The 13,559-nt window shown below is 75.2% G+C and carries 13 protein-coding genes; 8 read left to right on the top strand and 5 right to left on the bottom strand.

The window, feature by feature from the left end; genetic code table 11:
* Positions 1–96 precede the first annotated feature (96 nt).
* A complete protein-coding gene (locus CFP65_RS38985) occupies positions 97–264 on the top strand; it encodes a hypothetical protein (RefSeq protein ID WP_158702212.1) in 168 nt (55 codons plus the stop codon).
* Here CFP65_RS38985 and CFP65_RS17090 read toward each other — a convergent pair.
* Positions 261–1,712 carry an MFS transporter gene (locus CFP65_RS17090; protein WP_104816913.1) on the bottom strand — a complete coding sequence of 484 codons (1,452 nt, stop codon included), beginning with the start codon at positions 1,710–1,712 and terminating at the stop codon, positions 261–263. The two genes, CFP65_RS38985 and CFP65_RS17090, sit on opposite strands and share 4 nt — an antisense overlap.
* A gap of 98 nt (positions 1,713–1,810) precedes the next feature.
* On the opposite strand from CFP65_RS17090, the gene CFP65_RS17085 reads away from it, so the two are divergent.
* On the top strand, positions 1,811–2,761 hold the full coding sequence (locus CFP65_RS17085; RefSeq protein ID WP_104816912.1) for a YafY family protein: 951 nt from the start codon (positions 1,811–1,813) through the stop codon (positions 2,759–2,761).
* Positions 2,762–2,764: 3 nt separating this feature from the next.
* Here CFP65_RS17085 and CFP65_RS17080 read toward each other — a convergent pair whose 3' ends face one another.
* Positions 2,765–5,113, bottom strand: a complete 2,349-nt coding sequence (locus CFP65_RS17080) for a lysylphosphatidylglycerol synthase transmembrane domain-containing protein (protein ID WP_104816911.1) — start codon at positions 5,111–5,113, stop codon at positions 2,765–2,767.
* Positions 5,114–5,348: 235 nt separating this feature from the next.
* Between CFP65_RS17080 and CFP65_RS17075 the strand changes: the two genes are divergently transcribed.
* Both CFP65_RS17075 and CFP65_RS17070 read left to right on the top strand, forming a co-directional pair.
* A complete protein-coding gene (locus tag CFP65_RS17075) occupies positions 5,349–5,627 on the top strand; it encodes a hypothetical protein (RefSeq protein ID WP_104816910.1) in 279 nt (92 codons plus the stop codon).
* A 92-nt stretch (positions 5,628–5,719) separates the two neighbouring features.
* Positions 5,720–6,199 (top strand): NUDIX hydrolase, encoded by a 480-nt coding sequence (locus tag CFP65_RS17070; RefSeq protein ID WP_104816909.1) that lies wholly within the window; start codon positions 5,720–5,722, stop codon positions 6,197–6,199.
* Between the two features lie 78 nt (positions 6,200–6,277).
* On the opposite strand, the gene CFP65_RS17065 is transcribed toward CFP65_RS17070, so the two are convergent.
* Positions 6,278–6,925 carry a class I SAM-dependent methyltransferase gene (locus tag CFP65_RS17065; RefSeq protein WP_254552429.1) on the bottom strand — a complete coding sequence of 216 codons (648 nt, stop codon included), beginning with the start codon at positions 6,923–6,925 and terminating at the stop codon, positions 6,278–6,280.
* A gap of 137 nt (positions 6,926–7,062) precedes the next feature.
* On the opposite strand from CFP65_RS17065, the gene CFP65_RS17060 reads away from it, so the two are divergent.
* A complete protein-coding gene (locus CFP65_RS17060; RefSeq protein ID WP_104816907.1) occupies positions 7,063–7,635 on the top strand; it encodes a GNAT family N-acetyltransferase in 573 nt (190 codons plus the stop codon).
* Between the two features lie 52 nt (positions 7,636–7,687).
* Here the strand turns inward: CFP65_RS17060 and CFP65_RS17055 are convergent, their stop codons facing one another.
* Together CFP65_RS17055 and CFP65_RS17050 are read right to left on the bottom strand one after the other, a co-directional pair.
* Positions 7,688–8,398 carry a tyrosine-protein phosphatase gene (locus tag CFP65_RS17055; protein WP_254552428.1) on the bottom strand — a complete coding sequence of 237 codons (711 nt, stop codon included), beginning with the start codon at positions 8,396–8,398 and terminating at the stop codon, positions 7,688–7,690.
* A 40-nt stretch (positions 8,399–8,438) separates the two neighbouring features.
* Positions 8,439–9,167 carry a hypothetical protein gene (locus CFP65_RS17050; RefSeq protein ID WP_104816906.1) on the bottom strand — a complete coding sequence of 243 codons (729 nt, stop codon included), beginning with the start codon at positions 9,165–9,167 and terminating at the stop codon, positions 8,439–8,441.
* A gap of 205 nt (positions 9,168–9,372) precedes the next feature.
* On the opposite strand from CFP65_RS17050, the gene CFP65_RS17045 reads away from it, so the two are divergent.
* The 3 genes from CFP65_RS17045 to CFP65_RS17035 all read left to right on the top strand — a co-directional run bounded on the left by CFP65_RS17045 (position 9,373) and on the right by CFP65_RS17035 (position 13,461).
* A complete protein-coding gene (locus CFP65_RS17045) occupies positions 9,373–10,227 on the top strand; it encodes an RNA polymerase sigma factor (RefSeq protein ID WP_104816905.1) in 855 nt (284 codons plus the stop codon).
* Entirely contained in the window at positions 10,224–11,375 is a 1,152-nt protein-coding gene (locus CFP65_RS17040) for a hypothetical protein (protein WP_104816904.1), read from the top strand. Before CFP65_RS17045 ends, CFP65_RS17040 begins: the two co-directional genes overlap by 4 nt.
* Before the next feature lie 403 nt (positions 11,376–11,778).
* Entirely contained in the window at positions 11,779–13,461 is a 1,683-nt protein-coding gene (locus tag CFP65_RS17035; protein WP_104816903.1) for a protein kinase, read from the top strand.
* The last annotated feature ends 98 nt before the right edge of the window (positions 13,462–13,559 follow it).

Here is a 13,559-nt window from a genome sequence, read left to right as displayed (position 1 = left end):
ATATCGATGGGTCGTCATCCCTTGTCGCATTTCCCGGGCCCGGCCTAATCTCGTCTCCCGGCCGCATTCCCGGCCGTCCGGCCCAAGGGAGTTGAGTTGAACCCGGTCTCCACGCCCCGCCCGACCCCGGCCGCCCAGGCCCGGCCGTCCGCGGGCTTCGCCCCCGTCCCCGGCGCCCCGATCCACCGCCCCACCGGGGTCGCCGCCGCCAACACCTTCCGCCTGATCCCGAACACCCGCCCCGATCGGGGCAACTGCCGCTAGACGCTGACCAGTTCGCGTACCTCTTCGTCCTGCTTCGCTGCCGGTGCGCCCCGCCCCGGCAGTGCGAACATCAGGGCGAAGAGGAGCACCAGGCCGCCGACCACCCACCAGAGCGCGTGTCCGAAGGCGGAGACGATCCCGCCGTGGACGGAGCCGAAGAAGGCCACCGAGGAGAGCCCGAGGCCCAGGGCCACGCCCAGCTGCTGGGTGGTGTTGACCAGGCCCGAGGCCGAACCGGCGTGCTCCTGCGGCACTTCGGAGAGCACGGAGTCGGTCAGCGGCGCCACGATCAGGCCCATTCCGCCGCCCATCAGCACCAGCGGCAGGGCCATCTGCCAGGAGGAGACGGCCTGCCCGTAGTGCGCGGACTCCGCGAGGTAGACCAGCGCGCCCACCGCCATCAGCGCGGCCCCGGCCTGGAGCACCCGCCGCCCGAACCGCGGCACCAGCTTCTGCACCGAGACCCCGGCCGCCACCGACACCGCGATCGAGAACGGCACCCCGGTCAGCCCCGCCCGCAGCGGGCTCCAGCCGAGGCCGATCTGCATGTAGAGCGTCCAGACCAGGAAGAAGATGCCCATCACCACACCGAAGGTGAGCTGCACGCCGATGCCCGCCGCGAAGCTGCGCACCCGGAACAGCGAGAGCTCCACCAGCGGCGAGCCGTCCCGCCGCACCTTGACCCGCTCGTAGGCCAGGAAGGCCGCGAACACCGGTGCGCTGCCGGCCATCAGCAGGAAGCCCCAGAGCGGCCAGCCGGCCTCCTGGCCCTGGGTGAGCGGGTAGAGCAGCATCAGCAGCGCGGCGGTGACCAGCGCCATCCCGACCAGGTCGAGCTTGAGCGCGCGCGGCGCCCGCGACTCGTCCACGTACCGCAGGCCGAGCACCAGACCGAGCAGGCCGATCGGCAGGTTGACCAGGAAGATCGGCCGCCAGCCGAGCCCGAACAGGTCCCACTCGGTGAGCAGCGCGCCGAGCAGCGGCCCGAGCGTCGCGCCCAGGCCGACCATCGCGCCGAACATCCCGAACACCTTGCCGCGCTCCTCGGCGGGGAAGGTGGAGTGGATGATGGCCAGCACCTGCGGCACCATCAGCGCGGCCGTGCCGCCCTGGAGCACCCGGGAGGCGACCAGCATGTCCGGCCCGGTGGCCAGCCCGCAGAGCGCGGAGGCGGCGGTGAAGCCGCCGATGCCGAGCAGGAAGAGCCGCTTGCGGCCGTAGACGTCGCCCAGGCGCCCGCCGGTGATCAGGCCGACGGCGAAGGCCAGCGCGTACCCGGCGGTGATCCACTGGAGCTGGCTGAACGAGGCGCCGGTCTCCTGCCGGATGCTCGGCATGGCGATGTTCACGATGGTGACGTCGACCAGGTCCATCAGGCTGGCCGTCATCACCACGGCGAGCGCCAGCCAGCGCCGCCGGTCACCGGCCTCGGTGGTGGTGGAAGACATGTCTCTCTCAGCTCCTCGGTGCGTTGCCCTGCGAGGTCTCCGACAGTAGGGGTCGTATAGGACAGGTCCTGTCCGCTACTTGCGCCATCCTGGATCCCATGACGGACACCCCCGCACGGCTGCTGGCCCTGCTCTCGCTGCTCCAGACCCCGCGCGAATGGCCCGGCAGCGAGCTGGCCGACCGGCTCGAGGTCAGCCCCCGGACGATCCGCCGGGACGTGGAGCGGCTGCGCGAGCTCGGGTACCCGGTGGAGGCCAGCCGGGGGCCCGAGGGCGGGTACCGGCTGGTGGCGGGGGCCGCCATGCCGCCGCTGCTACTGGACGACGAGGAGGCGGTGGCCATCGCGGTGGGGCTGCGCTCGGCGGCCTCGGGTGCGGTGGAGGGCATCGAGGAGGCGGCGGTGCGGGCCCTGGCCAAGCTGGTCCAGGTGCTGCCCGCCCGGCTCCGGCACCGGGTCGGGGCGATCAGTGCGGCCACCGTGCCGCTGGCGTTGGGCGGCGGCGGGCCCCGGGTCGATCCGGAGGTGCTCACGGTACTGGCCAACGCCACCACCGCCCAGGAGCGGCTGCGGTTCGCCTACCTGGCGGCCGACGGCGCCGCGAGCCGCCGGGTGGTGGAGCCGCACCGGCTGGTCGCCACCGGCCGCCGCTGGTACCTGCTCGGCTACGACCTGGACCGCGCGGACTGGCGGATCTTCCGGGTCGACCGGCTCACCGAGCCCTTCGCCACCGGAGCCCGGGTCACCCCGCGCGAACTCCCGGCCGAGGACGCCGCCGCCTACGTGGCCGCCCGCTTCGCGGGCCGCCCCACCCACCGGGCCGTGGTCACCCTGCACGCCCCGGCCGCCGAACTGGCCGGCCGGGTGGGCCCCGGCGAGCTCACCGAACTCACCGCCACCAGCTGCCGGTTGGAGCTCACCGTCGACTCCCTGGACTGGCTGGCCGTCCGCCTGGCCACCCTGGGCTGCGCCTTCGAGGTGCACCAGCCCCCGGAGCTCACCACCACCCTCCGGGCGATGGCGGCCCGGCTCACCGAGGCGGTCGGGTAGTGCTCAGATCGCCCGCCGCCGCTGCAGCCAGGCGAAGGCGGCCCAGCCGGGCAGCACCGGCGCGAGGAAGGTGAGCATCCGGAACAGCGTGACGGCCGCCAGCGCCGCGCCCCGGTCCATCCCGGTGGTCCGCACCAGCCCTTCGAGCAGCAGGTAGTCCACCGCCCCGGCCCCGCCGGGGGTCGGCGCGGCCGAGCCGATCGCGTTGCCGGCCAGGAAGGCCACCGCCACCGCGACGAAGGAGAGGTGCTGGCCGACGGCGGCGGCGCAGCAGTACAGGCAGGCCACGAAGGCCAGCGAGACGCCCAACTGCCCGGCCACCCCGAGCGCGAGCTTGCCGGGCTGCTGGGCCAGGTCGAGCAGCCGGGGCAGCACCTCGGCCCGCAGCGGCCGGAGCAGTCCGGCCACCCGCCGCCGCACCCAGGGCACCGCGACGGCCACCAGGGCCAGCGTGCTCCCGGCCGCCCCGGTGACGGCCAGCACCCCGGCCGAGGGCAGCGCCCCGTCGGCGGCCGGGGCCTGGCCCAACAGGGTGGCGAAGAAGGCCAGTTGCAGCAGGTGCAGGACCAGCCCGGCGAGCTGCCCAGCCCCGACGCTGGAGAGCGCCTGCCCGGTCGGGATGCCGCTGCACTGGAGGAAGCGGGTGTTGAGCGCGACCCCGCCGACCCCGCCGGGGGAGACCAGCTTGGCGAAGGAGCCGGAGACCTGCACGGCCGCCGCCCGCCCGAACCGCAGCCGCTCGGGCACGAAGCCGACGAACCCGCAGGTCGCGGCCAGGTAGCTGAGCAGGTACGCGAGCACGGCCAGCCCGAGCCAGAACGGATCGGCGCCGGCCAGCGCCCGCACCGGGTTGAGCTTGCTGCCGAACAGCGAGTTGAGCAGCAGGAAGCCGGCCAGCACCCCGGCCCCGACGGTCAGCAGGGTCCGGGGCCGCAGCCGCTCCAGCCGGACGGGCTGGAACTCCGCCTTCGGCTCGTCCCGCAGCACCGACTCCCGGACGGCGCCGAGCAGTTCGGGGTGGCTGCGCAGCGCCGAGCGGGTGGCGGGGGCCAGCGCGATCGGCTGCAGCAGCGGCAGAGCCGAGCAGAGCGCGTGCTTGCCGAGCACCTCGGCGCCGGTCCGCACGGCCCGCTCGGCGCCGAAGTGCAGCGCCAGCGTGCTCAGCATGCCGGCCACGTCCAGCCGGAGTTGGAGCTCCCCGGCGGCGATCTCGCCCTCGGCCAGCCCGACCAGGTGCACCTGGCCGCCGGGCCCGACCAGCACCGTCTCGGGGGAGAGCGCCCGGTGGGCGATCCGCCGCCGCTGTAGCAGCCGCACCTGCTCCCAGGCGTCGGTCAGCAGCCCGTCGTCCCCTTCGCTTCCGGTGTCCCCGCGGTACTCGGCGAAGTCGGCCAGGGTGCGTCCGGGCACGTGGTGGTAGGCGACCAGCGCGGAGTCCGGCCCGAGGCCGGTGGTGGCGGCCAGCTGCTGGGTGCGCACCCCGGCGGCGGTGACGGCGTAGGCCAGCAGGGCCTCGTGCTCCAGGCCGGTGCGCAGCGGCCGCAGGCCCTTCGGGGTGAGCTCGGCGCGCAGCCGCAGCAGCCGCCAGAGCCGGCCGGGCCAGCCGCTGGCCTGGGCCCGCTGGTCGAGCACCAGCACGTCGAGGTCGGGCAGGCCGTCCAGCTGGGTGACGAAGTACCGGCCGGGCGCCACCCGGCGAGCCTGCTCGGGCCGGGCGCCGGCCTGGACCAGCGCGAGCAGCAGCTGGGCCCGGCTGGGGTGGCAGAGCGGGGCGCCGAGGGCGTAGCCGGTGGCGTGCCCGGCCGTCCAGCCGAGCAGCAGGGCCAGCACCAGGGAGAGCGGGGTGGCGTGCCCGGTGGCCAGCCCGGAGAGCCCGGCCACGGCCAGCACCCCGGCCAGCGCGGTGCGCCAGCGGGGCTGCCGCAGGGCGCCGGTGGTGGTGAGGAAGGCGAGCACGGGCGCCAGGTGCCCGTACACGGCGTCGCCGCCGTGCTCGCCGCGCAGCACGTCCAGGTGGATCAGGGCGGCGTCCAGCGCGAGCGAGAGGCCGTAGGCGAGCACCGCGGCGGCCACCCCCTCGGCCAGGCCCCGGTGGGCGCGGCGGGCCACCCGCCCGGCGGCGTAGGCGAGCGGCAGCACCAGCAGGGCGGCGGCGGCCACCACTCCGGTCGGGCTGCCCAGCGCCCAGGGCATCCGCCCGGTGCCCTCGGCCACGTCGGCGGTCAGGCCGTCGGCGGTGGACTGGGCGCCGGAGGCGAGCAGCAGGGTGAGGCCGACGGCGAGGGAACCGGTCAGCGCGCGGACGAGCGTGGCGGGGTGGCGGGCCCGGAGCTGCTCCGGGGCGGCCGGCACCGCTCTGGAAACCTCATCTTGTATCACCGTTGGCACGCGGGGCATGCTCCCATACCCGGATGACCGCCCGACCCGGCCACATCAGGTCTCCCCGGCTCCGTGACCAGCCCGCCCCGGCACCCTGGCCGGCCTGCCCGGCGGGCCGAACCGAGGTTACAATCCGGACATATCAGCCCGAGTGTCCGCGCCGCCGCGCAGTCCGCCCGGCGGGCGGGGCACCGAAGGGAGGTCGACGATGACCATGCGATCGACGGGCAAGATGATCAAACTCCGCCGGGGCACCCAGGACCTGCTGGAGCGACGCGGCATGGCCGCCAACCCCGGCATGCTGCCACCCGAGCGGCACACCGACGGCATCAAGGCGGCGGGCAGCGCCCCCTACCTGGGCGACATCGCCTTCACCCACGGCGGCCGCCGCGCCGTCGGCTCGGCCACCCCGCTCACCGGCTCGGCCCACCACGCCGAGCTGCCCGGTCACCGGCACCGCGGCGCGGAGAAGCACTCCGCGCACTGACCGATGATCCGTCAGGCCTCCGGGGCCCGTACGATGCAGCGGATGTCACCAACCACGCAGCCGCCCACGTACGGTGCACCCGGAGGTCCGCCATGCTCACCACCCGCGACGAGTGGCTCGCCTCGCTCACCAGGGTGTACGCCGCCGCCGGCTGCCTGATCACCGACGAGAGCGGCCGGGTGCTGATCGTCAAGGCCGGCTACCGCGAGCACTGGCAGTTCGTCGGCGGCACCGTCGACCCGGGCGAGGGCCCGCAGGAGTGCGCCGGCCGCGAACTCCTCGAGGAGACCGGCATCACCAAGCAGGCGGGCGAGCTCCTGGTGGTCGCCTGGACCCACCCCTCGGGCGAACTCGCCTACCCCGCCTGCCACTTCCTCTTCGACCTCGGCACCGTCCCGGCCGACACCCCGATCACCCTGCCGGCCGGCGAACTCGACGACCACCGCTGGGCCACCCCCGCCGAGGCCCTCACCCTGCTCGGCCCGGCCCGCGCGCTGCGCCTCGAGGCGGGCCTGCAGGCCCGCGCCGACGGCCGCGTCCGCGTGGTCACCAGCCCCAACTCGGGCTTCTGAGCAGCGCCTTCGCCCAGGCGGCCGACTCGCGCCAGGCGTAGGTGCCCTTACACCGGCTTGCGCCAGGCGTAGGTGCCCTTATGCCGGCTTGCGCCAGACGTAGGCGGCCGAGACCGGGTGGCTGCGGTACTTCTCCCACTTCGGCTTGAGCGCGATCCACTCCTCGCCCACCACGGCCTCGCGCAGCTCGACCAGCTGCCAGCCCGCCGCCAGGGCGGCCGTCACGTGGTCGCTGATCAGGTGGACGTGGGTGGTGATCGCCAGATCCTCGCCCTCGGCGGTGGTGAAGTGGGTGGGCATCCCGGCGGTCATGATGAAGTGCGGGTGCAGGCCCACCAGCACGCAGAGCCCGCCGGGCGCGGCCAGCCGCCAGGCCTCCCGGTAGTACGGGCCGAGGTCGGACAGGTGCTCGTCCACCAGCGAGGAGATCACCAAGTCATAGGCACCGGAATGAAGTTCGGAGTCCGTCAGGTCTCCTTCGACCAGCCGCCCGTGCGCGCCCCGGGCCCGGGCCACCGCGAGCATCTCCGGCGTCAGGTCCACCCCGTCCACCGTCGCCACGCCCCGCCGGCGCAGCCAGGCCCCCGTCCGGCCCGTCCCGCAGCCGAGATCGGCCGCCAACCGCACCGAACTCCACTGCGGCACCGCCAACTTCTCCAGCACGCCGAGGTCCATCGCGTCCTCGACCGTCTGCTCGTAACTGCCGACCCACTGTCCGTACCCCACCCGGACGTCCACCGTCCGGTACCCACGTGCGTCAAAATTCGCGAAATCGACCATAATCCGCAGTATCGGCAGGCCGTCCGGCCGGTCGCCACCGGATTTCTCCGGACACTGACCGAAACCCGAGCACCGAGGGGCCCGTGCACATCCTGAGTTACCCCGAGGCCGCCGTGCCGCCTGCCCTCCGCGCCCAGGTCTGGGCGCTCCAGGAAGAGGCCTGGCCGAGCGGTGACCCTGACCCGGGGCTGAGCCACGACCCCGAACTGGACCCGCAGACGCTGCTCCTGGTCGACGAGGACGGGCAACTGCTCGCCGCACTCGACCTGTTGACCACCGACTTCGAGCACGCCGGCCGGGTCTTCCGCGCCCTGGGCCTGAGCACCGTCGCCACCTACCGGGCCCACCAGGGCCGCGGCCACGGCCGCCGGCTGGTCGAGGAGGCGCTGGCCCGGATCCGCCGCTCCGGCGCCGACCTGGGCCTGTTCACCTGCGACCACCGGCTCCGCCCGTTCTACGAGGGGGCCGGCTGGCAGCCCCTGCCGGGCTCGGTGATCCTCGGCGGTACCCCCGAGGACCCGTTCCCGAGCGACAGCCCGGGCTTCGCCAAGACCGTGATGGCCGATTTCTGCAGCCCCGAGGCGCTCGCGGCCCGCCCGGCCTTCGAGAACGCCCGCATCCCGCTCTACCCGGGCCTGATCGACCGCCTCTGGTAGGACCCGCCTCTGGCAGGGTCGTCTCTGGCAGGGCCGCCCGCTGGTGGACCGCTCAGCCGACCAGCCGCTGTCGCAGGGCCCCGCGCAGGTGTGCGGGGACGCCGGCGCCGGCGGCCACCGCGTGCCAGGCCGCGCCCAGCTCCTGCTCGGCGGTCACGCCGTGCCGCTGCAGCAGCGCCTCGACGGCCTCCTGCTGGTCGGGGCGGCCCAGCGCCGCCCAGAGCGGCCGCAGGTTGGCGGCGCTGAGCCGGTAGTCCTCGACCACGGCCCGCTCGGTCACCCCGACGGCGGCGAGCAGGGCCAGTGCGGCCAGCCCGGTCCGGTCGCGGCCCGCGCCGCAGTGCACCACCACTCCGCCCGGCCCGGCCTCGGCCACGGCGGCGGCCATCGCCGCCACGGCGGGGGCGCAGTGCGTCAGGTAGGGGAGGAAGGAGAGCGGGGTGCCGTCCAGCTCGCCGTAGCGGGCCCACCACTCGGGCCCGGCCAGCCGGTCGAAGGGCACCCGCACCAGCCGGATCTCCGCCGCCGGCGGCAGCAGCGGCCGGTGGTCCTCGGCGTCCCGCAGGTCGATCACGGTGCGGATGCCGTACCCGACCAGCGCGGCGTGGCCCTCGGCGGTCAGCCGGTCCAGGTTGTCGGCCCGCACCAGGGAGCCGACCCGGGTCCGGCCGCCGTCCGTGGTCGGCAGCCCGCCGAGGTCCCGGACGTTCAGGCAGCCGTCCCACTCCAGTCGGCGCAGACCGGTGCCAAGCTCGTCGATCACGAAAATCCCCCCGTCACACGGGACCGTCCGGCCCCACCCCTCAGGACAGGGGCTGCGGCTCCGGCGGTTCCGCCGGCTGGACGTGCCACAGCTCACGCCCGAGCGTGTCGCGGCAGCGCACCGAGGTGAACCGCTCGTCCCCAGCGGTGAGGAAGCCCTCGGCCACGCCGCGCAGCACCTGCTCGGCCACCCGGTCGGCCCGGCTCCAGCCGCCGGTCAGCACCAGCGCCTTGTCGGCCAGCTCGGCCCGCTGGATGCGGGCCACGGCGGCAGTGGCCAGGGCTGCGTTGACGTCCTCCAGCTCGCGCGGCGAGAGGTACGGCTCGGTGCCGTGGTCGGCGCCGACCCGCCGGATCAGCTCGGGCAGGCCGTAGTGCCGGACGGCGGCCACCGAGTCCTCCACCGCCACCAGCCAGCGCGGCCCGGGGGTCACCGACCACCAGACCTCCTCGCCGACCGGCAGCAGCTCGCCGATCCGGGCCCGCCACAGCTCCAGGCCGCTGACGGTGTTCGGATCCGGCCGCAGCGGCCGGCCGCTCCAGGCGGCCTTGGCGGTCAGGCTGAGGTTGAGGGTGTACCGGAGGGCGCCGTCGGCATCGGTATCGCTACCTACCCCGGCGGGTTCGAGCACCTCCACGCCGATCAGCGCCCAGTGGGCCTCGTCCGGGAGGCTGAAGGAGTGCCGCCAGCCGGTGAGCCCCATCGCCCGCAGGGCGGGCGCGAAGTGTTCGCGCATCCCCTGGGCGAAGAGTTCACGGGCAGTCGTCATCACAGCTCCAGACCGGAGTAGGCACGGGGGAAGGGGGTGGACGGCGGGTCTTCAGCCGTCTCTCCCAACGTAGGTCGGGGGCGCCTTTGACTGCTGCGGGCGAATGACAGCCACTGTCAGGACTTTCGTCCCCGAAGCACGGGCCCTGGGCCCTGCCGGTCCCTACTCACCAGTCACAGACGAACAACACGCCGGATGCCGCATCATGTGGCAGGTGCACATCGCAGAGCCCCAGGGGCCGGGCGCCGACAGAGCGGTCGACGACCCGATATCACCGGCAACACCCACCACCGCGAGCGGCGGTCCGTCCGCAGCCGCAGCCGCGACGGCGGAGGAGCTGACCGCCGCCGTCCTCGCGGCGCAGGCGGGGGAGGAGGCCGCGTTCCGGCAGCTCTTCCGGGCCGTCCAGCCCGGGCTGCTCCGCTACCTGCGGGTGCTGGTCGGCGGCGGGCCCGAGGACGCGGAGGACATCGCCTCCGAGACCTGGCTCCAGATCGCCCGCGACCTCGCGGGCTTCAGCGGCGACGGCGACGCCTTCCGGGGCTGGGCCGCGACGGTGGCCCGCAACCGGGCGATGGACCACCTGCGCAAGGTCCGGCGGCGGCCGGTCGCCGACCTCCCGTTCGAGTACCTGGCCGAGCTGACGGCCGCCGAGGACACCGCCGGCAGCGCCCTGGCCACCGTCTCCACGGCCGATTCGCTCGCCCTGATCGCCCGGCTCCCCAAGGACCAGGCGGAGGCCGTGCTGCTCCGGGTGGTGCTCGACCTCGACGCCGAGACCGCGGCCAAGGTGCTGGGCAAGCGCTCCGGCACCGTCCGGATGGCGGCCCACCGGGGCCTGCGCCGGCTCGCCAAGCTCCTGGACCAGCCCGGCGGCACCCCGGCCGACGGCGTGCCGCGCCAGCGCGCCGAGTCCGTCCGCGAGGGCGGCACCGCGGCCGCCGGCGGCACCGCCGCACGGGGGAGTACCACCTCACGAGGGGCCCCGGAAAAATCTCCGGATTCCCCCGACCGAGGTGTGACACAACCCAGAGCCGCGACGCTGAAGGACATGAGATGAGCACCAACCGATCCCGCCGGATCGACCGCGCCACCGCCGAGCGGCTGCTCGACGGCAGCGTGGCCGACACGTCGGGCGGTCCGGCCGCCCTCGCCGACAACGCCGCCCTCGCCGGGCTGCTCGCCGCCGCCGCTGCACCCGCAGCCGGGCCGGCCGAGCTGCCGGGGGAGGAGCAGGCGCTGACGGCGTTCCGGCAGGCCCGCCGCACCCCCGCCCCTGCCCCTGCACCCCGGAGACGACGCATGGCGAGCACCGCGCCCGCGCGGGCCTTGAGCGCGAAGAGCGCCAAGGCCCTGCTCGCCGCGCTCGCGCTCACGGCGCTCGGCGGGGTCGCGGTGGCCGCGAGCACCGGCAACCTGGGCGCCCTGCCCTCGATGCTGGGCCGCGGCAGCGGCGGCGACCTGGTCCCGGTGGCCGCCCCGCCCGCCTCCTCCGACTCCGCCCATGGCGCCGCCACCCCGTCCCGCCCCGGCGGTACGGGCACCCGCTCCGAGGGCCCCGGCATCGCGGCCAAGCCCACCCCGGCCGCGCCGGCCCCGCACAGCTCGGCCGCCCCGGGCCACCCGGACCAGCCGAACGGCTCGGCCTCCCCGTCCACCCGCCCTGAGGACGGCCCGGCCACGGCCCGTGACGCCGACCTCTGCCGCACCTTCGAGGAGCGCGAGTCGGCCGGCGCCAAGCCCAAGCAGATCCTCACCGACCCGGCGCTGGCCCCGCTGGTCAAGTCCGCCGAGGGCGCCGAACACGTCGACGCCTACTGCACGACCCTCCTCGGCAAGCCCAAGGACCACGGCCCCACCGCCGAGCCCACCCACAAGGACCCGGGCGGCGCGCCCACCAAGGCCGACCACGACCACCCCGCCACCGACCTCCCGGCCCGCTCCCTCCCGTCCCAGGCCGCCCAGCTCGCCCAGGGGGCGGTCGGCACCGCCACAGGCGCGGTGGACGCGGTCGGTGGTGCGGTCACGGGTGCCGTGGGTGCCGTGGGTGCGGTCGGCACCGAGATCCGCACCACCCTCCCGGCGCAGGTGCCGCAGCTGAACCAGGCCCTCACCGGCCTGCTGCCGCTGCCCGGCCGCCCGGGTTCCCTGCTCACCCCCACGACCGGGCCGGCGCCCCTGCTGCCGGGCGGCGTCCTGGTGGGGTGAGCGAAAGACTCCGGACGGGCGGCGAGCGAATCCCCCCGGGCTCGTCGCCCGTCCGGTGCAGACCAGGCCCCCGTGGCCCCGGCCCCCGCAGGCCGGGCCGCGGTGCGCGCGGCCGCTGCACACCCGGCCCCCGCAGGCCGGGCCGCTGCACACCCGGCCGCGCCGAGCGGCCGGACCAAGACCCCGGGAGGTCGGTGGGCTCCCCCGTGTCCACCGCCCTCCCGGCAAGAAGGCCGTTGCCGTCCTCCCCGCCCACGCCTGCCGCCGGCCCTGGCCCGGCCGCCGTCCCGGGCTGCCGTACGGAGGCCACCCGGGCCCAGTCCCGCGCTTCGGCCGCTATCGTGCACAGGTGCACGAGGCGACCCGGAGCCTCCGGCCGGGTTTCTGAGGGGAGCAGTGCCAGGTGATCGGACGCGCACTCAACGGGCGGTACGAGCTCGTCGAGGTGATCGGTGTCGGCGGCATGGCGACCGTCTGGCGCGGCCTCGACCGGGTGCTCGGCCGCCAGGTGGCGGTCAAGGTGCTCAACGGCGGCCTCGCCGACGACCCCCGCTTCGCCGAACGCTTCTTCCGCGAGGCCCAGCACGCCGCGATGCTCGTGCACCCGCGCATCGTCATGGTCTTCGACTCGGGCGTCGACCAGAGCTCGCCGTACATCGTGATGGAACTGGTCAGCGGCACCTCGCTCAGCCACCTGCTGGCGGGCGACGGGCAGCACCCGCCGACCGGGATGCCGGTGGAACGGGCGGTCGGGGTGGCGGCGGCGGTCTGCGAGGCGCTGGAGGTCGCGCACGCGGCCGGGCTGGTGCACCGGGACATCAAGCCGGGCAACATCATGATCACCAACGACGGCGGGGTGAAGGTCGTCGACTTCGGCATCGCCCGGGCCAGCAGCTCGGCGGGCGCCCAGCTGACCCAGACCGCCACCGTGCTCGGCACCGCCGCCTACCTCTCCCCGGAACAGGCGATGGCCGCCGAACTGGACGGCCGCGCCGACCTCTACGCGGTGGGCTGCGTGCTTGTCGAGATGCTCACGGGCGCCCCGCCGTTCACGGCCGACGCCCCGGTGGCGATCGCCTTCAAGCACGTCAACGAGCTGCCCGCCCCGGTCTCCCGACTGCGCCCGGACATACCCCCGGCGCTGGACGCGGCCATCCTGCGCCTGCTCGCCAAGGACCCGGCCGAACGCCCCGCCGACGCCGCCGCCGCCCGCGCCGAACTCCTCGCCGCCGTCCCGGTCACCGCCGCCCAGGACCGCACGGCCGAACTCCTCGCCAGCCAGGCCCTGCCCCCGCAGACGCCCACGGCCACCGGCTTCCCGACCGCCGCCCACCCGGGCTTCCCGACCACGGCCCACCCCGCCGCCGGCCACCCGGGCTACGCCACCAACGGGTTCCCCGCCACCGGGTACGGCACGCAGCAGCACACCTCCCTGCTGCCCCCGCAGGTGCCGCTGCCGCCGACCTACGACCCCGAACCGCCCGGCCGCGGCCGCCGCCGCCCGCTGATGCTGGCGGGCATCGGTCTCGCGGTGGTCGGCGGAGCGGCGGCGATCGCGGCCTTCGCCTTCAGCGGGCCCCCTGAGCAGCCGACGGCCAAGCCGAAGATCCCGGCGACGGCCCCGGCCACCCCGGCCGCCGACACCCCAACCTCGTCCCCCTCGCCCTCACCCTCGGCGAGCCGCACCCCGAGCGCCTCCCCGTCGGCCAAGACCGGGCCGGCGGCGATGCTCGCGGCACTCGGCGCGGCGATCGGCGATGCCCAGTTCGCCAAGGAACGCGGCGCCCAGGGCGACCTGCTCGGGCTCCTGGACGACGCCTCGGCCGCGATCGGCGACCACCAGCCGGCCAAGGCCGACCAGTCCCTCCGGGCGGCCGGCACCCTGGTCCGGGCCCTGGCCAAGAAGCACGCGATCGACGGGCCCACGGCCCAGAGCTGGCTCACCAAGATCAACTCGGTTCAGGCCACCCTCCACCCGCAGCCCACCCGTGGCCAGCAGCAGCCCGGCCAGCAGAGCTCCCAGCAGTCGGGCGACCCGATAGGCGGGCTGCTGGACTGGCTCGGTGGCGACCAGTCGAACGGCTGACGGATTTCAAAATCTGTCAGCTGATGTCCGTCGGTTGGTATTCGTCAGCTGATATCCGTCAGCTGCTCGCCGATGTCGTCAGCCGACGTCTGTCAGTC

It is taken from the genome of Kitasatospora sp. MMS16-BH015, from assembly GCF_002943525.1.
GTDB lineage: Bacteria > Actinomycetota > Actinomycetes > Streptomycetales > Streptomycetaceae > Kitasatospora.
Note: the sequence above shows the minus strand (reverse complement) of the source record. Positions and strands in the feature narration are given on the sequence as shown.

What these genes read in the sequence shown, in the direction of transcription:
- CFP65_RS17090 (WP_104816913.1), bottom strand. Translation starts at nt 1,712, where the DNA reads ATGTCTTCCACCACCACCGAGGCCGGTGACCGGCGGCGCTGGCTGGCG.
- CFP65_RS17085 (WP_104816912.1), top strand. Translation starts at nt 1,811, where the DNA reads ATGACGGACACCCCCGCACGGCTGCTGGCCCTGCTCTCGCTGCTCCAG.
- CFP65_RS17075 (WP_104816910.1), top strand. Translation starts at nt 5,349, where the DNA reads ATGACCATGCGATCGACGGGCAAGATGATCAAACTCCGCCGGGGCACC.
- CFP65_RS17070 (WP_104816909.1), top strand. Translation starts at nt 5,720, where the DNA reads ATGCTCACCACCCGCGACGAGTGGCTCGCCTCGCTCACCAGGGTGTAC.
- CFP65_RS17050 (WP_104816906.1), bottom strand. Translation starts at nt 9,167, where the DNA reads ATGACGACTGCCCGTGAACTCTTCGCCCAGGGGATGCGCGAACACTTC.
- CFP65_RS17045 (WP_104816905.1), top strand. Translation starts at nt 9,373, where the DNA reads ATGTGGCAGGTGCACATCGCAGAGCCCCAGGGGCCGGGCGCCGACAGA.
- CFP65_RS17040 (WP_104816904.1), top strand. Translation starts at nt 10,224, where the DNA reads ATGAGCACCAACCGATCCCGCCGGATCGACCGCGCCACCGCCGAGCGG.